The sequence below is a fragment of the Paenibacillus sp. P22 genome (assembly GCF_000469945.2).
Taxonomy (GTDB): Bacteria; Bacillota; Bacilli; order Paenibacillales; family Paenibacillaceae; genus Paenibacillus_O; species Paenibacillus_O humicus.
The window spans coordinates 1-23,576 of the sequence record NZ_CBRA020000139.1 but is presented as its reverse complement, the minus strand read 5'-3'; the positions used below and the strand labels follow the sequence as shown (position 1 = coordinate 23,576).

At 60.8% G+C, this 23,576-nt stretch carries 24 protein-coding genes; 21 read left to right on the top strand and 3 right to left on the bottom strand.

Annotated elements, in window-relative coordinates:
- The 10 genes from rsmB to spoVM all read left to right on the top strand — a co-directional run.
- The coding region (rsmB, locus tag BN871_RS18525; RefSeq protein WP_332310234.1) for a 16S rRNA (cytosine(967)-C(5))-methyltransferase RsmB at positions 1–1,764 on the top strand (1,764 nt) is incomplete at its 5' end.
- A 353-nt stretch (positions 1,765–2,117) separates the two neighbouring features.
- The gene (locus tag BN871_RS18520) at positions 2,118–3,941 is read left to right on the top strand and encodes an LTA synthase family protein (RefSeq protein ID WP_049867606.1); all 1,824 of its coding nucleotides are present in this window, start codon (positions 2,118–2,120) and stop codon (positions 3,939–3,941) included.
- A 225-nt stretch (positions 3,942–4,166) separates the two neighbouring features.
- On the top strand, positions 4,167–4,676 hold the full coding sequence (locus BN871_RS18515; RefSeq protein WP_021879087.1) for a hypothetical protein: 510 nt from the start codon (positions 4,167–4,169) through the stop codon (positions 4,674–4,676).
- A 132-nt stretch (positions 4,677–4,808) separates the two neighbouring features.
- Entirely contained in the window at positions 4,809–5,882 is a 1,074-nt protein-coding gene (gene rlmN, locus BN871_RS18510) for a 23S rRNA (adenine(2503)-C(2))-methyltransferase RlmN (RefSeq protein ID WP_021879088.1), read from the top strand.
- A gap of 19 nt (positions 5,883–5,901) precedes the next feature.
- A complete protein-coding gene (locus BN871_RS18505) occupies positions 5,902–6,651 on the top strand; it encodes a Stp1/IreP family PP2C-type Ser/Thr phosphatase (protein WP_373864523.1) in 750 nt (249 codons plus the stop codon).
- A 10-nt stretch (positions 6,652–6,661) separates the two neighbouring features.
- Complete coding sequence (pknB, locus tag BN871_RS18500; protein WP_021879089.1) at positions 6,662–8,878, top strand: Stk1 family PASTA domain-containing Ser/Thr kinase; 2,217 nt, start codon at positions 6,662–6,664, stop codon at positions 8,876–8,878.
- Entirely contained in the window at positions 8,862–9,809 is a 948-nt protein-coding gene (gene rsgA, locus BN871_RS18495; RefSeq protein WP_083436534.1) for a ribosome small subunit-dependent GTPase A, read from the top strand. The genes pknB and rsgA overlap by 17 nt, the downstream gene beginning before the upstream one ends.
- 2 nt (positions 9,810–9,811) lie before the next feature.
- Entirely contained in the window at positions 9,812–10,456 is a 645-nt protein-coding gene (rpe, locus tag BN871_RS18490; RefSeq protein ID WP_048748287.1) for a ribulose-phosphate 3-epimerase, read from the top strand.
- A gap of 5 nt (positions 10,457–10,461) precedes the next feature.
- Entirely contained in the window at positions 10,462–10,731 is a 270-nt protein-coding gene (locus tag BN871_RS18485; RefSeq protein WP_021879091.1) for a hypothetical protein, read from the top strand.
- Between the two features lie 221 nt (positions 10,732–10,952).
- Positions 10,953–11,033, top strand: a complete 81-nt coding sequence (gene spoVM, locus BN871_RS18480) for a stage V sporulation protein SpoVM (RefSeq protein ID WP_040711006.1) — start codon at positions 10,953–10,955, stop codon at positions 11,031–11,033.
- A 134-nt stretch (positions 11,034–11,167) separates the two neighbouring features.
- Here spoVM and rpmB read toward each other — a convergent pair whose 3' ends face one another.
- A complete protein-coding gene (gene rpmB / locus BN871_RS18475; RefSeq protein ID WP_048748286.1) occupies positions 11,168–11,356 on the bottom strand; it encodes a 50S ribosomal protein L28 in 189 nt (62 codons plus the stop codon).
- 300 nt (positions 11,357–11,656) lie between these two features.
- Between rpmB and BN871_RS18470 the strand changes: the two genes are divergently transcribed.
- The 7 genes from BN871_RS18470 to BN871_RS18440 all read left to right on the top strand — a co-directional run bounded on the left by BN871_RS18470 (position 11,657) and on the right by BN871_RS18440 (position 19,522).
- Positions 11,657–12,016 (top strand): Asp23/Gls24 family envelope stress response protein, encoded by a 360-nt coding sequence (locus BN871_RS18470; RefSeq protein ID WP_021879094.1) that lies wholly within the window; start codon positions 11,657–11,659, stop codon positions 12,014–12,016.
- Positions 12,017–12,034: 18 nt separating this feature from the next.
- Positions 12,035–13,843, top strand: a complete 1,809-nt coding sequence (locus tag BN871_RS18465; RefSeq protein ID WP_021879095.1) for a DAK2 domain-containing protein — start codon at positions 12,035–12,037, stop codon at positions 13,841–13,843.
- Between the two features lie 78 nt (positions 13,844–13,921).
- Entirely contained in the window at positions 13,922–14,779 is an 858-nt protein-coding gene (locus BN871_RS18460) for a DegV family protein (RefSeq protein ID WP_048748285.1), read from the top strand.
- Positions 14,776–16,842, top strand: coding sequence for an ATP-dependent DNA helicase RecG (gene recG, locus BN871_RS18455; RefSeq protein WP_021879097.1), 2,067 nt, complete (start codon positions 14,776–14,778; stop codon positions 16,840–16,842). Before BN871_RS18460 ends, recG begins: the two co-directional genes overlap by 4 nt.
- Positions 16,843–17,108: 266 nt before the next feature.
- Entirely contained in the window at positions 17,109–17,396 is a 288-nt protein-coding gene (locus BN871_RS18450; RefSeq protein ID WP_021879098.1) for a stage VI sporulation protein F, read from the top strand.
- Between the two features lie 292 nt (positions 17,397–17,688).
- On the top strand, positions 17,689–18,726 hold the full coding sequence (locus BN871_RS18445) for a YeiH family protein (protein WP_048748289.1): 1,038 nt from the start codon (positions 17,689–17,691) through the stop codon (positions 18,724–18,726).
- A 169-nt stretch (positions 18,727–18,895) separates the two neighbouring features.
- Entirely contained in the window at positions 18,896–19,522 is a 627-nt protein-coding gene (locus tag BN871_RS18440; protein ID WP_048748284.1) for an SGNH/GDSL hydrolase family protein, read from the top strand.
- A 221-nt stretch (positions 19,523–19,743) separates the two neighbouring features.
- Here the strand turns inward: BN871_RS18440 and BN871_RS18435 are convergent, their stop codons facing one another.
- A complete protein-coding gene (locus BN871_RS18435; RefSeq protein ID WP_048748283.1) occupies positions 19,744–20,193 on the bottom strand; it encodes a GNAT family N-acetyltransferase in 450 nt (149 codons plus the stop codon).
- Between the two features lie 175 nt (positions 20,194–20,368).
- Between BN871_RS18435 and BN871_RS18430 the strand changes: the two genes are divergently transcribed.
- From BN871_RS18430 to BN871_RS18420, 3 genes are read left to right on the top strand one after another with little or no spacing between them, the layout of a single operon-like run.
- Positions 20,369–21,280: a GNAT family N-acetyltransferase gene (locus BN871_RS18430; protein WP_048748282.1), complete on the top strand. Its 912-nt coding sequence runs from the start codon at positions 20,369–20,371 to the stop codon at positions 21,278–21,280.
- 20 nt (positions 21,281–21,300) lie between these two features.
- Entirely contained in the window at positions 21,301–21,501 is a 201-nt protein-coding gene (locus tag BN871_RS18425; RefSeq protein ID WP_048748288.1) for a DUF4177 domain-containing protein, read from the top strand.
- Entirely contained in the window at positions 21,498–22,292 is a 795-nt protein-coding gene (locus tag BN871_RS18420) for a class I SAM-dependent methyltransferase (protein ID WP_048748281.1), read from the top strand. Before BN871_RS18425 ends, BN871_RS18420 begins: the two co-directional genes overlap by 4 nt.
- Before the next feature lie 131 nt (positions 22,293–22,423).
- Here BN871_RS18420 and BN871_RS18415 read toward each other — a convergent pair whose 3' ends face one another.
- Positions 22,424–23,098 (bottom strand): SOS response-associated peptidase, encoded by a 675-nt coding sequence (locus BN871_RS18415; RefSeq protein ID WP_048748280.1) that lies wholly within the window; start codon positions 23,096–23,098, stop codon positions 22,424–22,426.
- 244 nt (positions 23,099–23,342) lie between these two features.
- Here BN871_RS18415 and BN871_RS18410 point away from each other — a divergent pair.
- A partial coding sequence (locus BN871_RS18410) for a hypothetical protein (protein ID WP_048748279.1) occupies positions 23,343–23,576 on the top strand: 234 nt, incomplete at its 3' end.

The following is a 23,576-nucleotide window of genomic DNA, read 5'->3' as shown; positions in this document are numbered from 1 at the left end:
CTTACGCCGGGGCCGGGCGGACAAGCCGGCAGCTCCGGTTCCCGCGGCCCTCGCGCCGCAGGCGGCGGCAATGCCAAAGGTGTAGGCAATGCCAGAGGCGCCAAAGGCGTCGGCAGCGCCAAAGTCGGCAGCAGCGCCAAAAATGGCAGCGGCGCCAATGGCGGCGGCCGGGCATCGCTGAAGCCGGCAAAGGGGAAGGAGCAGGCCCCGGGTGGCCAGCGCAGGCATCAGGGTCTTGATTCCGCACGGAATGCGGCGGGACAAGCCGGCCCCGGCGCCAAGCCTGCCGCCGGCAAAGGCAAAGAGCGCCAGGCTGCCGGTCAAGGACAGCAAAGCCGCGGCAGCGCAGCCTCCAGGCAGCCGCGCAGCGCGCGCGAGCTCGCGCTCGACGCTCTCATCCGCGTCGAGCGGGATGGAGCCTACAGCAATTTGCAGCTCAACCGCGCGCTGCTGGATTCCGGTTTGTCGCGCGCCGATTCCGGCCTTGCGACCGAGCTTGTATACGGCACGCTGCAGCGCAGGCTTACGCTTGACCACTGGCTGGCGGGCTTCATTCCCAAGGGGCTCAACAAGCTGGAGCCGTGGGTGCTGTCCCTGCTGCGGATGAGCCTGTACCAGCTCGTCTATCTGGACCGGGTACCCGCTCATGCGGCTGTGAACGAGGCCGTCAACATCGGCCGCCGCCGGGGCCACTCCGGCATCTCCGGAATGGTGAACGGCGTGCTTCGCAGCGCCGTGCGGCAGCTGCCACGGCTGAAGGCCGAAACCTTCGCTGCCGTAGCCGACGCGTCGAGCCGCTTGTCGCTGCGGCATTCGTATCCGCAGTGGCTGGCCGAGCGCTGGATATCCGCTCTCGGCGAGGAGGCTGCTGAAGCGGTCATGGCTTCGGGCAACGAGGCGCCGCACGGCAGCCTGCGTCTCAATCCGCTGCGGACGACCCGGGACGAGGCGCTGCGCCTGCTGGAGGAAGCGGGACTCAGCGCCCGTCCGGCATCGGCTCTTCCGGATTCCGGAATTGTCGTGGATCGCGGCGGCAATCTGGCGATGACCGACGGCTATGCCAAAGGATTATGGAGCATACAGGACGAGAGCTCGATGCTTGTCGCCGCTGCGGCGAATCCCCGGCCCGGCAGCCGCGTCCTGGACTGCTGCGCCGCGCCGGGCGGCAAGTCGACGCATCTGGCGGAGCTGATGGGCGATCGCGGCGAGGTCGTCTCGAACGACCTGCATGCCCATAAGCTGGCGCTGATCGAGGACAACGCCAAGCGGCTCGGCCTCCGGGCCGTGCATCCCGTTACCGGGGACGCCGCGGAGCTCGGCCGGCTGTATCCGGCGGAGTCGTTCGATCTTGTCCTGCTGGATGCGCCTTGTTCCGGTCTCGGCGTCATCCGCCGCAAGCCGGAAATCAAATGGACGAAGTCCGAGGGCGACATCAAGGATATCGCCGCGCTTCAGACCCGCCTGCTCGAAGCGGCGGCCGGCCTGGTCAAGCCGGCAGGAGTGCTGCTGTACAGCACCTGCACGATCGAGCATTCGGAGAACGGCGGACAGGTCGCCTCCTTCCTGGGACGCCATCCCGAATATGCGCTGGATCCCGGCGGCTGGCCGGAGAAGGTGCTGGAGCCGCTGCGGGCTGCCGGCGTCGCCGGGGCGGAGGAAGGTCGCTTTGACGGCTCCCTGCAGCTGCTGCCCCAGCATTTCGGCAGCGACGGCTTCTATATCGCCAGGCTGACTAAAAAAAGCGGAATAACCGAGAAAACCTGAAGAACTTCAAGCACTCCAAGAACCAAAAAACCCGTATCCCATCGCTGGGATACGGGTTTTTCGCTTGGAAGATCGGGTAGTCCTTGATTGCCGAACGACTAAAAAGCACACCCGCAAGACAGACAGCTCTATTGCTTTCCATCTAGCAGCCGTCTTCTTTAGAATGGCGGCGTTTTGAAGCCTGGCGGCTGCAACAGAGCCGGACCTCCGGAAGTCCCGAAATTCGGACCTCCGCTAAGCCTTCCGGCCTCCCTTTCCCGAAATCCATGGTGCCGAGGTTGGCATCTCTTTTCTAGTATATTAAAATATAGTAAAGGGAACATGGGAGATTACCGGACAGGGAGTAGATGGACTTGCGAAGTTGGATCAAGCCTACGCGAAAAATCGTTTTGACCATGCTGGCGCTTTATCTCGTCGCCATGCTGCTGAACGCGGGCATGCAGACGGCGTCGATGGGGATGGATTACGGTGCGGTGAGACAGTGGATTGCCGGCCAGTACCCGCTGTTTTTCATGGGGAGCTTCATTTTCTTCTTCCTCCTCCTGGCTGCGGCATCCATCGTCCGCAATGTGTACGGAGGCACGGCGCTTGTGGCCGCGGTTACCGCCCTTACGGGCACAGCCGTCTATCAGAAAATGAAAGCGACGGGAGAGCCGCTGTTCCCCTGGGATCTGCTGCAGCTGAAAAACGCCGGCGAAATGGCGTCCATGACCCGGGGAATGTTCTCGCCGCTTGTCATCGTGCTCACGCTCGTCGTCGTGGGCAGCTTCGGCTTCCTCGTGTTCAAGCTTCCGAAGCTGCGTTTTCCGCTCGTGCTGCGCGTCGTATTCGCCGTGTGCTCCATCACGGGCATTTTCTTCTTCGTCCATATCATGGAGAGCAAGGACAGCACGCTTCTGAACAAGATCAGCTACGAGGATATTTTTTGGGACCAGAAGCAGAACTACCAGTACAACGGCTTTGTCATCGCATTCGCTTCCAACCTGACGGGGAGCATGATGGCCGAGCCCGACGGCTACAGCAAGGAAGCCGTCGAGGCGATCGCCGCCAAATACGCGTCCATTCCCGATGCGGAGCCGGCCGCCTCGCCGGCCGAGGCGCCCAACATCGTGTTCGTGATGAACGAGGCTTTCTTCGATCTGACCCGGGTGACGGACTACAAGCTGAGCGAGGATCCGCTGCCGTTCCTGCATGAAGCGAGCAAGACGAAGCCGTCCGGCTACGTGCTTTCGCCCGAATTCGGAGGCAGCACGGCGAATGTCGAATTCGAGGCGCTGACCGGCCTCACCAACTATTTTCTGAATGACGGCTCCGTGCCGTTCCAGCAAAATCTGACCAAGCAGACGGACCTGCCCTCGATCGTAAGCATTTTGAAGCAGCGCGGATATGCGGCGCTGGCGCTCCATCCTTTTGATAAAACCTTCTACAGCCGAAACACCGTCTATCCGATGCTCGGCTTCGAGAAATTCACCAGCTCCAAGGAAATGCCGAACCGGGAGTACCTGTCCTCCCGCAGCTATGTCTCCGACATGGCCGCGATGAAGGAAGCGGTGAGAGAGCTGAAGGAGCAAGAGAAGACCGGCAAGCCGGCATTCCTTCATCTCGTCACGATGCAGAACCACTTCCCGTATACGAACAAGACCATCCACGGCATGAACACGGTCCGCGCGGCTGGCGTCGCTTCTGAATATACGGATCAGGTGGAGACGTACGCCGAAGGAATCAAGCATACGGACGGAGCCCTTTCGTACTTGTCCTCGGCCATCCAGCAGCTTGGCCGGCCTACGGTCGTCATCCTGTGGGGAGATCATCTGCCCGGCCTTCCCGCCAAAGTGTATGACGACGCAGGCTGGACGGACGAAAGGCTGCGCCACGAAACGCCGCTGCTCGTGCTTTCCAACTACGAGGTGGGCAGCAAGCCGCTCGGCACATTGAGCCCTTCTTTCATCGGACCCGAAATCTTCTCCTTCGCAGGCCAGAAGCTGCCAGCCTACTACAAGCTTCTTCATGAGGTCAAGACGGCCATGCCGGGTTTGAACAAGAAGGTTCTGCTGGGACCGGAAGGCAAGGTCGGGGAGCCGACGGCGGAGCAGCAGGCGCTGCTCGACGACTACAAGATGATCCAGTACGACCTGCTGGAGGGCAAGGGATACGCCAAGGAAAGCATGTTCGACTAATTTAAGGCCGGCTTTTCGAAGCCGGAAGCCTCCGAGCCGGCGCTCTATGCGCCGGCTTTCTATTTAGCTGGGGCGGAATCTGTGATTCCGCACGCATCGCAATTTCCCGAACGGGAGGAGCAAGCGTGGCTTCCGTCCTCGCCAGAGGACCAATAGGGAACCATTGCCGCCTCATGCTCGTCTATCCCTGTGCGAGAAAGAGATGACGATGGGGGCGACTGAAGGGTGAAGATGCGGAAAAAACGGCTGCGGCAGGCGGTGCCGATTGCGGCGGCCGCATTGCTCCTGGCGCTGCTGGCGGACATAAACGGCTACTATGGACATCGGGTACCCGGCGGTGCCGGAGAATTGTTCCGGGCGCGGCTGCTGGAGACGCTCGGACAAGGAGGGCAGGTCAGGCTGTCGGAACTCACGGATTTCGACTGGGATCGGATGGCCGTCGTTCCCCCTTATACGACCTGGGAACAGATGGAGGAGGTCGTCGGGGCTGAATGGACGAACTCCAGTACTTATCCGGGCTACATGCTCCTGCGGATGCTTCCCGATACGTGCACGATGTGCCATGAAGGGATGCACAGGCTCGTATTCGCCAAAGGAAGCCGTGTCCTGGCAGACGTATCCTTATCCCGGACGGATCTTGACTTTACCGGCTTGAGCGGCATCACCCGCATGGAGGAGCCGATCGTCGGGACCGAATCGGCGGGAAGTCCGCTAGTCGTTGTCATCCAGCCTTGACGAGCGCGTGCCGGCAGGCTGTGGTCTTGCGAGGGACGTTTGTGGTAAACTAGAGCGACGAGCGTCCTGCGGCAACGGATTCCGGCAGCCGGATGACGGATTGAATGATAATGAAATGAGTGAAGCAACGAAATGAAAGCATTTGATCAGCCTTACATTGTGGAAACACCTTTTATATATGATTATTCTCTTGATCAGCTCCAGGGATGGATGAAGGAACAGGGCCAGCCCGCCTTCCGCGCGGGCCAGCTGTTCGACTGGCTGTACGTGAAGCGCGTCACCTCGTTCGAGGAGATGACCAACCTGCCCAAGGAGCTCCGGGACAAGCTGGCGGAATCGTTCCAGTTCGTCACGCTCACCGAGATCACCCGCTTCGAATCGAAGGACGGAACGGTCAAATTCCTGTTCGGGCTCCATGACAATCATGCCATCGAGACCGTCATCATGCGCCACAACTACGGCAACAGCGTCTGCGTGACGACCCAGGTCGGCTGCCGCATCGGCTGCACGTTCTGCGCCTCCACACTGGGCGGACTCAAGCGCAATCTGACCGCCGGCGAGATCATCGCGCAGGTCGTCAAGGCCCAGCAGATGCTTGACCCGACCGGAGAGCGCGTCTCCAGCATCGTCATCATGGGCTCCGGCGAGCCGTTCGAGAACTATGAGGCGACGATGGGCTTCCTGCGCACGATGATTCACGAGAAGGGGCTCAACATCGGGCAGCGCCACATTACGGTATCCACGAGCGGCATCGTGCCGAGCATGTACAAGTTCACGGACGAGAACACGCAGATCAATCTGGCGATCTCGATCCATGCGCCGAACGATGAGCTGCGCTCCAAGCTGATGCCGGTCAACCGCCGCTATCCATTCCAGGAGGTCATCGACGCCTGCCGGAACTATATCGCCAAGACGGGCCGCAGGATTACTTTCGAGTATGCCCTGATCGGCGGCACCAACGACCGGCCGGAGCATGCGCAGGAGCTTGCCGAGGTGCTCAAGGGCATGCTCTGCCACGTCAACCTGATTCCGGTCAACCATGTGCCGGAGCGCAAGTATGTGCGCACGCCGCGGGAGGATATTTTCGAATTCCAGAGAATTCTGGAGAAGAACGGCATCAACGCGACGATCCGCCGCGAGCAGGGCCACGACATCGCGGCAGCCTGCGGCCAGCTTCGCGCCAAGCATATGGAACTTACGCAGTGAGGTGACGGGATTGATAACAGTGAACCGCAGTGACATCGGCCGGATCCGGATGGCCAACGAAGACCGCTCCTGGGCGGGCTTGACGGACGGAGGCTTGACCGTCGCCATCGTGGCCGACGGCATGGGCGGCCATCAGGCCGGAGACGTGGCTAGCCAGCTTGCCGTCGACGCCTTCCGCGAAGAAGTGGAATCCGCGGCCGCCGGCATGACCGAGGAGGAAGCCCGCGAGCTTCTGCGCCGGGCGATCCGCAAAGCCAACGAGGTCGTATTCGATATGGCTTCGCGCAACGAGCAGTACCACAACATGGGCACGACAGTCGTCGCGGCCCTGTTTGTCGAGGAGCAGCGGCTGATCGTCGGCCATATCGGCGACAGCAGGGCTTATCGCATCTCGGAAGGCGGCATCACGCTGCTGACCGAGGATCATACGCTCGTCAACGAGCTTGTCCGCTCCGGGCAGATCAGCTACGAGGAGGCGGCTCATCATCCCCGCCGCAACGTGCTGACCCGCGCGCTGGGCACGGATTCCGAGACGGAGCTGGAGCTTCAGGCGCTGCCTTGGGCGGCAGGAGATATTCTGCTGCTGTGCAGCGACGGCCTGAGCGGAATGGTTAGCGACGAGGACATCCGCTCGACCGTATCCGCCGAAGGATCCTCCCTGGAGGAAAAGGCCGAGTCTCTGATCCAGCAGGCGCTGGCAGCGGGCGGGGACGACAATATTACGGTAGTGCTGCTGCAATCCGGCTCCGGCACGGACGGAGAGGAGTGAGCGTAAGCGCATGATCGGCAGAGAATTAGGTGGACGCTATGAAATCCTGTCCCGCATAGGCGGGGGAGGCATGGCGCTTGTATACAAAGCCCACGACGTGCTGCTCAGCCGCAACGTCGCGGTGAAAGTGCTCCGTCCCCAATATGTCCATGACGAGGAATTCATCCGGCGCTTCCGCCGCGAGGCGCAATCCGCCGCCGCCCTGTCCCATCCCAACGTCGTCAGCATCTATGACGTGGGGCAGGAAGAGGACGTCCATTACATCGTCATGGAATATGTCGAAGGCCATAATCTTAATGAAATCATTCAGGAGCGGGCGCCGCTTCAGGCGGACGAGGCTGTACGGATCGCTTCCCAGATCGCGGACGCTCTGGACCACGCGCATCAGAACCATATCATCCATCGGGATATCAAGCCGCACAATATTCTGATCGGCCGCAACGGGCGCGTCAAGGTGACGGATTTCGGCATCGCCCGCGCGGTGACGTCCTCGACGATCACCCAGACGGGCTCGGTGCTCGGGTCCGTGCATTATTTCTCGCCGGAGCATGCCAAGGGCGTCAGCACGGGAGAAAAATCGGATATCTACTCGCTCGGCATCGTGCTCTATCAAATGGTGACGGGCAGGCTTCCGTTCCTCGGCGAAAGCCCGATCAGCGTAGCGCTCAAGCATCTGCAGGAACCGCTTGAGGATCCAAAGTCGGTGAATCCGCTCATTCCGCAAAGCGTGGAGAACATCATCATCAAAGCGACACGCAAAAATCCATCCGAACGATACCGGACGGCAGGCGAGATGCTGGAGGATCTGGAGACGTCCTTGAGGCCGGACAGGATCGGGGAGCCCAAGATTACGTTTGCGGCCGGCGACATGGACGAAACCAGGGTCATGCCGGCGATACGTCCCGGCATGCTCGGGAACGAAGGCAAGCCTTCCTTCCAATATCCGGCTAGCGGGCAGGGTGCGGCGGCGAAGGATACCGCGCGCATGGCTCCCGCCGAGGAGGAGGAAGAAGAGGAGGAGCCTGCCCGCCGCAGAGGCTGGGTCAAGCCTCTCGTCATCATCCTGATCACGCTCGCCGTCATCGGAGCCGTATACGGCGTATTCCGCGTCGTATCGGGATCCCTTGACGTAGCGGAGGTCGAGGTGCCTTATGTAGTCGGACAGACCGAGCAGCAGGCCCGCACGATGCTGGAGGACGCGGGGCTTATGATCGCCGAGCCTTCCATCCGCGCCTACAAGGCGGATATTCCGAAGGACCAGGTCTTTGCCCAGTCCAAGTCCAATATGCGGGTGAAGAAAGGCTCCCGCGTCCAGCTGTCGGTCAGCGACGGGCCGGAGCTGAAGAAGCTGGACAGCTATGTCGGCCAGAAGGTCCAGGACGTCGTCGCGGCCCTCCAGGATCTAGGTCTGGAATCCGGACAGATCAAGCAGACCGAAGTGTTCGACGCATCGGCTGAACCGGGAACGGTCATCAGCCAGAATCCGCCGCCCGATACGGAGCTCGACCCCGCAACGGCGACGGTGACGCTCACCGTCAGCAAGGGCCAGGAAACGGTGCCGATGCCGGATCTGCTCGGCAAGTCGATCGACGACGCCAAGAAAATGCTGCAGAATGCCGGGCTTGAAGTCCGCGACGAAAATATTCTGAAGCAGGACAGCTACGAGAAGGAAGGAACCGTCCTTTCGCAGGATCCTTACAGTCCGGGCTCTCAAGTATCCAAAGGCACCCAGCTTACGCTGACGGTCAGCGGAGGTTTCCCTAAGGATGCTTTGGAGTATACGTTCAACCTGCTCATCTCTCCTTCGCGGGCGGGCAAGTCTAGCGAAATCCGGATCGTCTACAGCGATGCGACGGGCAACGACATCGAAGCGAGAAAAACGAGCATCAAGGAAACCAAAAGCTTCGACGTCAAAGTCGTGCTGGCTCCCAATACGGAAGCGCTCGTGAAGATCTACCGCGACGGCCAGCTGGCCGATACGTTCTCGCGTTCCTACGAGGACGAGAAGGCGGGCAGGGACTCGGGACCGATGGCCGTGCCGGGAACGGAGCCGACCCCGACGCCGACGCCTGAAGCAACCCCGACGCCGGATCTTGGAGCAGTCGCTCCTCCGGATGGAGAGAACACTTCGTTGGACCTGGACGGCAAGCCGGGCAAAGGCAAGGACAGAGACAAGGAAAAAGACAAGGAAAAAGACAAGGACGGCAACCATGACGGAAATGACTGACTACTCCGGCACAACGGGCGAAGGCCTGATCGTCAAGGCGCTTAGCGGTTTCTATTACGTCATTCCGGACGGCGCCAGCGGCAAGCCGCTGCAATGCAGAGCGCGCGGAATCTTCAAGAAGCGGGGAGAGTCCCCGCTTGTCGGCGACCGAGTCGTCTACAGCGCGAGCGTGACGGGGGAAGGCACCGTGGAGGAGATTCTTCCGCGCAGCACGGAGCTCGTCCGGCCGCCTGTAGCCAATGCCGATCTGGCGGTGCTCGTGTTTTCCGTATCCGAGCCGTCGCTCAGCCTGACCCTGCTGGACAAATTCCTGGTCCATATCGAGCATTCGGGCCTCGAAGCGGTGTTATGCCTGAGCAAGCAGGACTTGTCCGAGGATGGCCCGGACGCCAAGGAAGCAAGAGAAGCGATTGATACGGTGGAGCGGGTATACCGGGCGATCGGCTACCGGGTCATCGGCACGAGCTCCAGGCAGGGCAGCGGGCTGGAAGAAATCCGTGCCGTGCTCAAGGGCCGTCTGGCCTTGTTCGCGGGGCAGTCGGGCGTCGGCAAATCATCCCTGCTCAACGCGCTCGTTCCGGAGCTGAAGCTGGAGACGAACGAGATCAGCTCCAAGCTGGGCCGCGGCAAGCATACGACGCGCCATGTGGAGCTGGTCGAGGCAGGCTCGGAGCCTGGAGACGGTTATGTCGCCGATACGCCCGGATTCAGCCAGCTCGACTTCCAGGAGCTCGGCATCGAGGATCTGTCCTACGGCTTCAAGGAAATGCGGGAGCTGTCTCCGGATTGCAAATTCCGCGGCTGCACGCATACCCATGAGCCGGGCTGCGCCGTTACGGCAGCGCTCGCGGAAGGAACGGTCGCACAGAGCCGGTACGACAGCTATGTGCAGTTTCTGGGAGAAATGAAAGAGAAGAAGCGGAGGTACTGAACATGACCATCATTGCGCCATCCATCTTATCCGCTGATTTTGCCAAGCTGGGGGAAGAAATCGCCGCCGTCGAGAAGGCGGGAGCGGATTGGATCCATGTGGACATCATGGACGGCCACTTCGTCCCCAATCTGACCTTCGGTCCCCCGATCATGGGGGCGGTCCGCCATGTGACTAAGCTCCCGTTCGACGTTCATCTCATGATCGAGCAGCCGCAGCAGTACATCGAAGACTATGCCGGAGCCGGAGCGGACCGCATTACGGTGCACCTGGAGGCCTGCACCCATCTGCACCGGGTCATCCACCAGATCAAGGATCTGGGGCTGCCCGCGGGCGTGGCGATCAATCCCGGCACTCCGGTGCAGCTGCTGGAGCCGGTTCTTGACGATGTCGACCTCGTGCTCATCATGACGGTGAATCCGGGCTTCGGCGGCCAGTCCTTCATCCCTTACTCGCTCGACAAGCTGCGTAAGCTCCGCGGCATGCTCCACGACCGCGGCCGCAGCGGCGTCCATGTGCAGGTGGACGGAGGCATCAATGCCGCGACAGCGCCGCTCGTGCGCGAAGCGGGCGCGGATGTGTTCGTTGCCGGCAGCTACGTATACGGGGCGGAGGATCTGGCGGCGGCGATAGCGTCGCTGCGGTAGGCGCCATGGAGACGGAGAGCAGATGGAGAGGATTTGCCGCCGCGATGCTCTACGGCATCGCCTGCGGCCTGCTGATGACTTTGTTCGTCATGGTGCCCGGCGTCATCCGGTTCGTTTTTTCCCTTGTGGCTTTATGGCTGGGGCTGCGTTTTTTCCGGGCCCACGAGACGGTATGGAGGCGAGTCGGCTTCGTCTTCGTATCCATTCTCTTCTTTATCCTGTCCGTCATTGCGTACACGATGTACGTCTTCGTCAAGCACGGCACCGCTCCGTAAAGGCAGGCTGCCGCCCAAGCTGATGCCGAGGCGGAATAGGACAATGTCTTCCCGCATAGGATGGTTACATGAACTTCAGGTTCTTGTAGCCTTTTTTTTGTTGTGCATGAACAGATAAGGGGCGAATGTTCCGCGGCTGGAGGCGGCCCGGCAGCCTCATTCGGGCGGAAGCGCGGCCCGGCAGTGAATACACGACCAGCGATTCCGAGGAGGGATGAAGCATGAAATTCTACACGATCAAGCTGCCTAAGTTTCTGGGCGGATTCGTCAAGGCCATCTTGAACACCTTCCAAAAAAGCTGACTTCCGTGAGCAGCTGCCGGCCCTTCCGAACTGAAAAGCCCGCAAAAAAGCACCTGGGCTTAAAGCCCAGGTGCTTTTTGTCGTCGGAAAAGAAGGTACAGGCATGTCCCTTCTTGGACGCAAAGGCGTGTTCACTACACGCGGGTTACCTTGCCGGATTTCAGCGCGCGGGTGCTGACCCATACGCGTTTAGGCTTGCCGTCGACGAGAATGCGCACTTTTTGGACGTTGACGCCCCAAGTACGGCGGTTGCGGTTATTCGCGTGGGAAACGTGGTTTCCGGTGCCCGGAGCTTTGCCGGTTACGAAACATTTGCGAGACATGCGATACACCTCCTTTACAGCTTGCAGGTCGCCCTATGCGAACAACAAAGTCCGCATGAAAACATACTTGGATATCTTAACATACAATAGGCTCTTGATCAACCATCGTTTGGCAGGCGGGACGCGGCGCCGCAAGGGGCAAGAGCAGGCGCATTTGCGAGAAAAACGAAGGGAAGAGCGTTTCAGGCTTCATAAACGGGCTGAAATATAGTACAATGGATGTCAGTCCTTGTTCCCAGGGAATAGTAGGGCGTGCAGCTTGCCAAGTTCTGCCCGATACGAAGGAGTGTGTAACCTGCCATGCCCATGCAGCTATCGACCGAATTAGGTAAAATTTTTGTAACTGACGATGTCATCGCCGTCATTGCGGGATCTGCGGCGCTCGAATGCTACGGGCTTGTCGGCATGGCCTCGCGCAAGCAGCTCAAGGACGGCATCGCCGAGCTGCTCAAGAGGGACAACCTTTCCCGCGGGTTGGAAGTGCGGCGCGAAAACGAAGAATTTCATATCGACTTGCATATCATTGTAAGCTACGGCACCCGGATTTCCGAGGTCGCCCATAATATCCAGACCAAAGTCAAATACGTGCTGAACGAAGTGATCGGCCTGAGGGTAGACCATGTCCATATTTTTGTCCAGGGCGTGCGGGTCATCAGTTAGTGGAAGGGGAAATTTTGCTTGGGAAAGCGCTTTATTAACGGTTCGGACTTCGCCGGTATGGTTTTGCTCGGTGCGGAGAATTTGCAGCGGGGCGCGGAACGCGTCAACGCTTTGAATGTATTCCCCGTTCCCGACGGCGATACGGGTACGAATATGAACTTGACGATGGCTTCCGGAGTGCGGGAGCTGCAGAATAAGAAATCGGACTCGGTGGGCCGTACGGCCGAGGCTTTGTCCAAAGGCCTGCTGATGGGCGCCCGAGGCAATTCCGGGGTCATTCTGTCCCAGCTTTTCCGCGGAACCGCAAAAGCGCTGGCCGGCCTGGACGAGGCAGGGCCGGTGCAATTCGCCGCCGCCCTGCAGCAAGGAGTGGACATGGCCTACAAGGCTGTCGTGAAGCCGGTCGAAGGCACGATCCTGACCGTCGCCAGGGAGACGGCCCGCCATGCCCAGACGGCAGCCCGCCGCACGGACGACATGGAATCCCTGATGAGGGAGGTGCTGTCTCAGGCCGAAGAGACGCTGCGGCGCACGCAGGAGATGCTTCCGGTGCTGAAGCAGGTCGGCGTCGTCGATTCCGGCGGCCAAGGGCTGGTGCTCATCTACGAGGGCTTTTTGGCCTACTTTGTCGAGAACCGGCTGCCTGTTCTTTCGGAAGCCGCCCCGGTCGAGGCCTTCCGCGAGCATGGCCGCTCCTCCGATCCCCTGCCGGTCTATTCTGCAAGTCAGCAGCCGGCAAGCCGCCCTGGAGCCAAAGCCCAGGCACGGCTTTCGACAAGCGAGATCGAATTTTTCTACGACATGGAATTCTTCATCAAGCCCAAGCTTGCGCTGCCGGGAGCTCCGGCCTTCGATGAAGAAGGCTATCGGCAGCAGCTGGCGAAGGACGGCGACTCCATTCTGGTCATCGCCGAAGACGACCTTATCAAGGTCCACGTCCACTCCCGCCGCCCAGGAGATGTGCTGAATCTGTCCCTTCCATACGGCGAGCTGACGGATTTCCATATCCTCAACATGAGGGAGCAGCACCGGGAGCTGCTCGGCGAGGATGCTTTCAACGAAGCGGTGCGCGGTCTGGACATGGCTTCGGACGAGGCGCTTGCCGTGGCGGAAGTGCTGGCGGGATCGGCTTCCGCTCTGCAGACGCCTCCGGAATCCGTTCATGAATGGGCTCCTTACGGCATTATCGCCGTCGCGATCGGAGACGGCATCTCCGGCATCTTTCTCGACAACAACGTCGATGTCGTGCTGTCCGGGGGACAGACGATGAATCCGAGCACCGAGGATTTCGTCAACGCGATCGAAGCGCTGCCGGCCGAGCATATTTACCTGCTCCCGAACAACAGCAACATCATTCTCGCCGCGGAGCAGGCAGCCGAGCTGTCCGGCCGCAGCGTCAGCGTCATTCCGACCCGTACGGTGCCGCAAGGCCTCGCGGCGGTGCTCGCTTTCAAGGAGAACGAAACGCCGGAGCGCAACAACGCCCTGATGGCCGGCGCGGCCAAGGCCGTACGGTCGGGGAGCGTCACGCAAGCTGTCCGCAACACCGAGATCGACGGCGTGGAAGTCCGCGAGGGCGATTACATCGGCATCTTCGAGAAGGCGATCGTCGTCTCGGAGCCGTCGCTCCTGGAGTCCTGCAAGGGGCTTGTCGGACGCCTGCTGGCGGATGGCGGCGACCTGCTGACCATCCTGACGGGAGAAGGCTCCACGGAAGAAGGCACGGAGGAGCTGGCGGCCTGGATCGCCGATGCCCATCCGGATGTCGAGCTTGAAGTGCATGAAGGCGGACAACCGCTTTACCCTTATTTGTTTGCCCTGGAATAACGGGGATACCGGCTGGAGGAAGGTTGCAACGGAATCGTCCTCCAGCTCAACAGCAGCAGTCCGTGGAGGTTGACGTAAATGACGACGAAGGTTCGGATAGTAACCGACAGTACAGCGGATATTCCTCGCGAAGTCCGGGAGCGGCTGAACATCGAGATGGTGCCGCTGCAGGTGCTCTTTGGAACGGAATCCTACCTGGATTCCGTAACGCTCCAGGCCGATGAATTCTACGAGAAGCTGGAGAAATTCAGCGGGCTGCCGACGACATCGCAGCCTTCCCCGTCCGAATTCATGGCCGTATACGAGAGGATTCTGGATGAATCTCCGGATGCGCCGATCATCTCCATCCATCTGTCCTCCCAGTTCAGCGGCACCTTCCAATCCGCTCTGCTTGCTCAATCGCTGATCGAGAGAGAGGCCGACATTACGGCCGTCGACTCCAAGTCGGCTTCCTACGGCAACGGCATGCTGGTCGTGAAGGCTGCCGAGATGGCCGAGGCCGGCGCGTCCAAGGAGGAGATTCTGGACGAAGTGTACCGGATGCGCAAGGAGACAGGGCTTTATTTCCTCGTGGATACGCTGGAATACCTTCAAAAAGGCGGACGGATCGGCAAAGCCTCGGCATTTTTCGGATCCATTCTCAATATCAAGCCGATCCTGTCCATCGATGACGAAGGCTCCATCACGCCTGTGGACAAGGTTCGAGGCACCAAAAAAGCCGTTCAGCGCGTCGTTGACCTGCTGAAGGAACAATTCGGCGACGATCCTGTGGCGGTCCACTTCGCCTGGGGATACCAAAGAGGCTCCGCACTCGATCTGTATGAAGCGATCAACGCTTCGTTCCAGATCCGCCATACGACCACCACAACGCTCGGTCCTGTCATCGGCGCCCATGTAGGCCCAGGTACCGCAGCGGTGTTCATGCAGAGAGCATGACCCATAATTCTCTTGCCCGGCTGGAAGAAATTCCGCTGAGGCAGATCAAAGGCGTGAGCGCTCCGAAGGAGCAGGAGCTTCACGCCTTTGGCATCTATACGGCAGCCGATCTGTTGAACTATTTTCCTTTCCGCTACGAGGATTATCGTCTCCGTTCCCTGGGAGAGGCGAAGGACGGCGAGAAGATCACCGTTCAGGGCGTCATCCGGGGGCTGCCGATGGTCGCCCGCTTCGGCAAGGGAAAAGCCCGCATCACCTGCAAGGCCGAGGTGGACGGGCAGCTGGTGACGGCCGTCTGGTTCAACCGGATGTTCCTCAAGGACCAGCTGACGCTGAGCCGTGAAATTACGCTCACGGGCAAATGGGATGCCCGCCGGATGCAGCTGACGGTGACCGATTCGGAATTTCCCGACAAGGGAGTCGCCAAAACAGGCACTCTGCAGCCGGTCTATTCGGTCGGAGGCGGGATAACGCAGGCATGGATGCGCAAGACGATCGGACAAGCGCTGGCTCAATACGGCAGCCTTCTGGAGGAGAACCTCCCGGAGAGGCTCGTGGCGAAGTACAAGCTCATGCCGAGAGCCGAAGCGGTGCTGCATATCCATCATCCCGAGCATCCGAAGGATGGGCAGGGAGCGCGCAGAAGGCTCGTCTACGAGGAGCTGTTCTTCTTCCAGCTCAAGCTGCAGGCATACCGGATGCTGAACCGCCGCCGCGCGGACGGCATCGTCCACCGGGTCGATCCGGAGGTCATCCGTCAGTTCGCGGCATCGCTGCCGTTCGAGCTGACGGATGCCCAGAAGAAGGTCGTCAATGAGATTCTTGCCGACATGCGCCAGCCCCATGCGATGAACCGGCTGCTGCAGGGCGACGTCGGCGCGGGCAAGACGGTCGTCGCCGCCATCGCTTTGCTTGCGGCCGTCAAGGCCGGGCATCAGGGAGCGCTCATGGTGCCGACGGAAATATTGGCGGAGCAGCATATGAGGTCTCTGACGAGGCTTTACGAATCGGCAGGCGTCCAGACCGGGCTGCTTACCGGCAGCGTAGGGGAGCGCAAGCGCCGCGATCTGCTCGCCGGGCTGCAGATGGGGCTCATCGACGTGCTGATCGGGACGCATGCGCTGATTCAGGACGACGTCGTCTTCCGCTCGCTTGGGCTCGTCGTCACGGATGAGCAGCATCGGTTCGGAGTCAATCAGCGCAGCGTGCTCAGGCGCAAGGGGCCGAGTCCGGATGTGCTGACGATGACGGCGACGCCGATTCCGCGCACGCTCGCCATAACGGCGTTCGGCGACATGGACGTGTCCACGATCAAGGAACGCCCGAAGGGCCGCATTCCGATCAAGACCTATTGGGTCAAGCATGCCATGATGGACCGGGTGTTCGGCTTCATCCGCAGGGAGACGGCGGAGGGACGGCAGGCTTATGTCATCTGTCCGCTCATCGAGGAATCGGAGAAGCTGGACGTGCAGAATGCGATCGATCAGTTCGTGCAGCTGCAGCAGGCTTTCCCGGATTTGAAGGTCGGCCTGCTGCATGGCAGGATGACTACGGCCGAGAAGGATGAGGTCATGCGGGCGTTCGGCGAGAACGAGCTGCAGGTGCTCGTCGCGACGACGGTCGTGGAGGTCGGTGTCGACGTTCCCAACGCGACGCTGATGATCATCATGGATGCGGAGCGCTTCGGCCTCTCGCAGCTGCATCAGCTGCGCGGCCGGGTAGGGCGCGGAGCCCATGCCTCTTTCTGCGTGCTCGTCGCGGATCCGAAGACCGAGACCGGCCGCGAGCGGATGGCCGTCATGCAGGAGACCGACGACGGCTTCGAGGTGGCGCGGCGGGATCTGGAGCTGAGAGGTCCCGGCGATTTCTTCGGCACGAAGCAGAGCGGCCTGCCGGACTTCAAGCTGGCCGATATGGCCGCTGACTTCGCCGTGCTGGAGGCCGCGCGGGACGATGCGGCCGACATCGCCGCCGAGCCTGATTTCTGGACTGCGCCGGCCTATGCCGACATGCGTGCGATGCTTGCCAAGGATCCGATTTTCCAGGGAGCCCAGCTCGATTGAGTCTTGGCGTTTTCGTCCTTGAAGCAGCAGCTGCCAAGGATCCGATGTTTCATGATGCAGCTCTAGGGCGGAACATCGACATCGGTGCCATGCCATTCTTGTCCCATCCGGGTCCTGCCCCGCAGCTGCTTGCCGGCTGCGGGGCGTTTTTGCCTCCCGTGCGCATATTTCGGCTATGTCAGGAAACTCTCGGATGGGCCCGGCATAGGATAACATCGGTGGTTTTGGGATGTTGCCCGACCAAATCGATGGAGGTGCCTGGCTGCATGAGCTACGTAAAGTACGGGATACGGCCCGAATTCGTGGAACGAGTCAAGCTGAAGCTGAAAAATCCGGCAGTGAAGGATCGCATCAAGCTGCTTGTGAACGGAATTACGAAGTACGATCTGGCCGACCGCGCCAAAGTGAAAAAGCTGGTCCGCAACGGTGCCAGCATCCTGCAGGAAAAGCTGACGGATACTCAGGAGGAGCAGCTGGTGCAGTTCGTGCTGAGCCTCAAGATCGATCCGAACAATACGTTCCACCTCATCAAGCTATGGGGAATGTTTCGCTGATCGGGACGAAGCGCCCGTACCTTCCGGCAATCCGCTCCGTCATTGCATGGATGCCGCTTGGGCGTTGGGAATATAGACACGAGCGAATTTTGGCCGGCAGCGGCAAGGGAAAAGCGTTGAATTTCGGGCGGAACACCCGGCATTCAGCGTTTTTTTTGTGCTTGAAGAGCTCGCATAAGCATTCCTGATGACTGGCATAGAGGATCTGAATTTCACATCTCTCCCCGACTGTCCTATAGTGAAGTCAACAACAGGACGGAAGGTGAACGGTTTGACACAGGTTCAGGTACAGATACAGGCGGCATTCAAGCAGCTGCCCGGAAACAAGGGGTTCGCCTTCGGGCTTTTCCTGACGGCTACGCTGGCGGCTGCGGCGAAAATGATCGTCGAGCTGCCGGGATTCCAGGTATTCGGTCCGCTGGTGCTGGCTATCGTGCTTGGCATGGCCTACCGGCATTTTGCGGGAGGAGTGCCGGCGGCGGCAGGGGCGGGCATCTCGTTCGCCTCGAAGACGCTGCTGCGGGCGGGCATCGTCCTGCTCGGCATGAGGCTGAATCTCGGCGACATCGTGTCGGCCGGCCCCCGGGTGCTCGCGATCGACATCATCCATATCGCGGTGACGATTCCATTCGTAGCCTGGATCGCTTCACGTCTGGGCACGAGCCGGAATCTGGGACTGCTCACCGCCTGCGGAACCGCTATCTGCGGCGCGGCGGCAGTCGCGGCCATATCGCCGCAGCTCAAGGCCAAGGAGGAGGAGACGGCTGCGGCTGCAGCCGTCGTCGCAATTCTCGGCACCATCTTTACGCTGCTCTACACGCTGCTCTATCCGGTGCTTGGAATGAGCGCTTCAGGATACGGAATCTTCTCCGGCTCGACGCTGCACGAGGTCGCCCATGTGCTGGCCGCTGCAGCTCCGGGCGGACGCGAGGCGGTCGACATGGCTGTCGTCGTCAAGCTTGCCCGCGTGGCGATGCTGGTTCCGGTCGCGCTGCTGCTCGGCATGTGGTCGGTCAGGAAAAGCCGCAAGAGCGGCATAGACGGAACGGCGACAAAAACGCCCGTTGCGATACCATGGTTTATTTTCGGATTTCTGGCCGTCAGCGCCATCCATACGACAGGATTGGTTCCGGAGGAAGCCGCTTCCGCTCTTGTCACGGCGGCTTACCTGCTGATCGCCATGGCGATGGCGGGGCTCGGACTGGGCGTAGACGTCAAGATGTTCAGGCGGCTTGGACCAAAGGCCTTCGCGGCGGGGCTTGCCGGCTCGGTGCTGCTGACGGCGATCGGTTTCGGCCTGGTCCATCTGCTCGGGCTCGCGCAGGGCTGAGCCGGCGCTCCTCTAGGGCTGGACGCTGCATTGGCACAAGGATGGATAGAAGGGCGGCTTCGGTTCCGGGGGCCGCCTTTTGATTTGATTTTCATCTTGATGGTCAACCTATGAATGCGTCTCCATATTGCGCGTCAAGGTGTATAATGGGCGGTGGAGGTGTACATACATGACATATATTGAAGATGGAGCCGTCGTTTTGTTTCAGGGCGACAGCATTACCGACGCCGGACGTGACCGCAGCCAGGGAGACAGCCTCGGTTCCGGTTATGCTCTGATGGCAGCAGCGCAGTTCGGAAGAAAGCACCCGACCAAGGACGTGAAGTTCCTCAACAGAGGCGTCGGGGGAGATCGCGTCGTCGACCTCGCCGGCCGGTGGGAGGAGGACTGCCTGGAGCTGCGCCCGTCCTGGCTGTCGGTCTATATCGGCATCAACGATACTTGGAGACGCTTCGACAGCGGCGTGCCGCTGAGCGCGGAAGAATACCGGGACACGTATCGTTCCATCCTGGAACGAGCGCTGGAGAAGAACGCTCCGAAGCTCATTCTGGTGGAGCCGTTCGTGCTGCCGGTAAATGAGGGACAGAAGGCGTGGCGCGAGGATCTGGATCCTAAGATCCAGGCCGTGCGCGAGCTTGCAGGAGAATACAAGGCCCTTTATGTACCGCTCGACGGCCTGTTCGCCCAAGCGGCGGCCGCGACAGGACCGGAATACTGGGCCCCGGACGGCGTCCATCCTTCCCCGGCGGGCAACGCGCTGATCGCCGAGGCCTGGCTGAATGCGGTGAAGGCGTAACTTTCTTTTCATGTGCGGAAAAGAAAAGAAAGATATTGGAGCGCAACTGCCGCAAGCACAGGCAGCGGCAGGCCATTCGGCTTGAGAGCGGAGCCGGACTCTGAATGCGGAACGCTCAACAACGAACAGAAGCCCGCCGGAAGAGGCGGGCTTCTGCCTTTTCTTTTGCCTTGTCTGCCTGCAGGGAAGGCGGTCAAGGCCGCTTCTGCCGCAAGCCTGCATCAGGCAAGCGGACGCAGCTTCTTCTTGAAGCCGGCTTCGCGGCGGAATCCGACCGATTCATAGAAGGCATGCGCTTCGCTGCGGTGGGCGCCGGATACGAGAATCATGTACGTGCATTGATGCGCGTTGGCGAAGCTTTCCAGATCCGCCATCAGCTTTCTTCCGACGCCGCCTCCCCGGCAATGGGCCGATACAACGACGTTCTCGATCAGCAAATAGGGGCGGAGGCCGCCGACGAGATCGGGGCAGAGGATGCCCATCGCCGTGCCGACGAGCCGCTCTCCGTCGGAGGCAACGGCTACCCGGATGCTGTCGTTGCCGGCCATGCGGTCCAGCCGCTCCGCCAGAGCCGCCGGATCGGTATCCGTCCCGGTCAGCTCCAGCAGCAATTCCGCCAGGGACGAGGCATCCGCAGGCACGGCGCTGCGCAGTTCGATCGAATTCAGCATCGTTGTCGAGGCCGCCTTTCTCAGTTGAAGCATCTTTCTACAGCATACCAAAATCGGCTTTATCCGTCTTGTCCCGAAGGAAGAAGCCGCTCTAAGCCGAATAGAAGAGACGGAGAACGAGTAGCGGACATCGACTATGGTCCTATGAGCGCTTGTTTGGAGAGGAGAAGATGCCGTGAGCGGATCTCTGCATGAATGGATGGATCCACTGGGACTGCCGGATGTCGATGAGCCCGCCCGGCTCCTGGCCCAGTGCATGTACGCAGGAGGCGACGCGGAGAGGCCGCATCGTGTCCTGCAGCAGTACCGCGAGGATCGGGAGCTTCACTTGGCCGGCCTCGGCGAGGGCGGCAGGCTGATCGGCATTGCCGGTTATCGGGCGCCTTCCCATCGCGACGCCGTGCTGCTGCATCTTGCGGTGAGTCCGGAGCTGAGGGGAGGCGGGGCGGGCAGGCGGCTGGTATCCCGCTGTCTGCAGGCGGCGAGGAATGGCGTTTTGCGGGCCGAGACCGACGCCGATGCGGTTGAATTTTACCGGAAGCTCGGCTTCGATATCCGCAGCCTGGGAGAGAAATATCCTGGTGTGGAACGCTTCGACTGCACGCTCCGCCGTTATGTCCCGAGGAAGGCGGACAGCGGGGACTTCTCCGTTGTTTCCGCATGGCCGGCGAGCCGCAGCGAGGCGTTTTATATGTTCCCTAAGGGCGGATATCCATTGCGTGCCGACGAGCTGGAGGCGGCTGCGGCTGAAGACATCCATCCGACGCTGCTGACCGAAGCCGCGGACGGGACGCCTGCCGCATATGCGAATCTGTACGAGTCGGAAGGCAAGCTCTGGCTCGGCAATGTCATCGTCAGTCCGGATTACCGCGGCAAGGGAGCCGCCGCAGCTCTCCTGGAAGCGATGGAAGCGGCAGCCGCGGAGCGGGTGCGGGAGCTTCATCTGACCTGCCACGGTCCGAATGGCAAGGCTCTGTTGTTCTTTGCCGGCGCAGGCTGGATGCCTTGGGACATCCGCAGGATGGAGGGACCGGATGGAACGCCGATCGCGGCCGTTCGTATGAGGAAGCTGCTGACACATCATTGACGATCGAAAGGATGATGAAAATGGGACGCTGGGAATATAAAACGCTCAAGCATCAATTCGGAGGCTGGACAGGCACGAAAATCAACATCGAAGATCTCGACGGACGGCTGAACCTGCTTGGAGCCGAAGGGTGGGAGCTGGCCTCATCCTTCGATACGAGCCGTTACGAGGGCGCTTCGACGGGAATTGTGATGATTTTCAAGCGATGGGTGGAGGCATGACCGGCAGCAGGGAGGAAGCCCGATTCGGCGGCAGGCTGAGGATGGACTTCGACGAAAGCCTGCAAGATTCCGGCGAAGCCTTCTCAGGCTGGGACTTCGGATATTTGACCGCAACCGGCCGCATGATCGAATATCCTCTTCCATGGAGTTACCGCAATCTGCTGGAGCCTTATAAAAGAGCCGCTTCCTCCATGCTCGACATGGGCACGGGCGGAGGGGAGTTCCTGCAGCGGCTGAAGCCGCTGCCTCCCGATACCCGGGCGACGGAAGGCCATCTGCCCAATGTGGAGGTCGCGCGCCGGCGGCTGGAAGAGGAAGGCGTGCAAGTGGCCTGCATCGAGAGCGACGAGGACCTCCCCTATGGAGATGAATCGTTCGACTTGATCATCAACCGGCATGAGTCGTACTGCGCTGCCGAGCTCCATCGCTTGTTGAAGCCCGGAGGCATATTCATCACCCAACAGGTAGGCGGCAGCAACGACCGCGAGTTCAACGAGCGCCTCGGGCAGGCGCCGCCGGCCCACGCGGACTGGACGCTGGACCGGACACGAGGCGAGCTGGAAGCGGCGGGCTTGCAGCTGCTCTGGCAGGACGAGGTTCTCACGCACACCCGATTTTACGATATCGGGGCTGTCGTCTGCTATTTGACTATAATCGAATGGCAGGTCGTTGGCTTCTCTCCATCCACGCACCGCGATGCGCTGAAAGAAATCCATGATGAAATCGAAAGGCGGGGCTGGCTGGATGTCACCTGCCATCGATTCGTGCTCGCGGCAGCCAAGCCGGCATGACGCTGCGGCGGGCAGCAACGGAAGGTGAAGGGCGGCTGACGGAGCCGGCAGCCGGGGAGTATCCTTGAGAGCTGTCATGGAAGCTCTCGAAAAGCGAAAAGCCTTTCGGATGTCCGAAAGGCTTTTCGAGTTCAATCCACCAGCGGCTCGATGCAGTCGCGCGTGTCGTTCTTGACGCTGCCGACGCCCGCGCCGACCGGATAGGCGGCCATCTCTTCCTCCGGATAGGGGACGAGCAGCGGCGACAGGCGGGCCGCATCCTGGACGCCGCGGTCAAGCCACAGAGGCTCGTCCTCCCGCCGAAGGATGACCGGCATCCGGTCGTGAATGGAGGCCATCAGCCCGTTCGGAGACGTCGTAAGCACCGTACAGGTGGACAATCGTTCACCGGCCGGCGACACCCACGTCTCATAGAGGCCGGCCATGGCAAAGGGCTCCCGGCTGCGGAGCGTAATTCGCATCGGCTGCTTGCCCGATTCCGTGCGCTGCCACTCGTAGAAGCCGTCGGCAGGAATGAGGCAGCGCTTGCGGCGAAGCGCATCCCGGAACGCCGGTTTGGCGGCGGCCGTTTCGGCTCTGGCGTTGAGCATGCGGCTGCCGATTTTCGGATCGTCGGCCCAAGGCGGGACCAGTCCCCACTTCAGCTCGCCCAGCCGGTTGCGCTTGCCGTCGCTGACGACGGCCATGACCATCTGGCCTGGGGCGACGTTGTAGCGGGGCTCCAGCTGCGGGATCGTCGTTTCCCCGATCAAAAATCGGAGCATGAGCTCTTCGAGCGTGACGGTCAGCGTATAACGTCCGCACATGGTTGTCCCTCCTCGAGAATGGAATGGCTTCGAAAGCAGGCTGTTCGCAGCGCTGCAGCTTCCTTTAGCATAGTATGTCTGCCGGCTTTCGGCAAATCGCATCAGCGGGAGTGTTGGGCCCGGCATCAAGCTTCCGCCGCCCGTCTCCGGCCTGTCGCCGATGAACGGTTGTTCGAGGATTAAGCAGATAGCTTTCCGACTATACTGGGAACAGAGAGATTCGGTGCGGGAGGAAGACGGGCATATGAAGGAAAGCAAGGCCGGAAACGAGAACGGTCAACGGCATCGGCCCGGAAAGCAGGACGATGTCGCCGATATCCGGGAAACGGGGGACGGAGGGGGGGCGGATGGCGGCATGGAAGCCGCGTCTGAAGTCAAAAGCGCTCCAGCCCCCCGCAGGCATCCGCTGCTCAGGCTGCTCCTGCTGCCGGCGGCGCTGCCTCTGGCGGCGGCAGCCTATGCGGCCGCCAAACGGCGC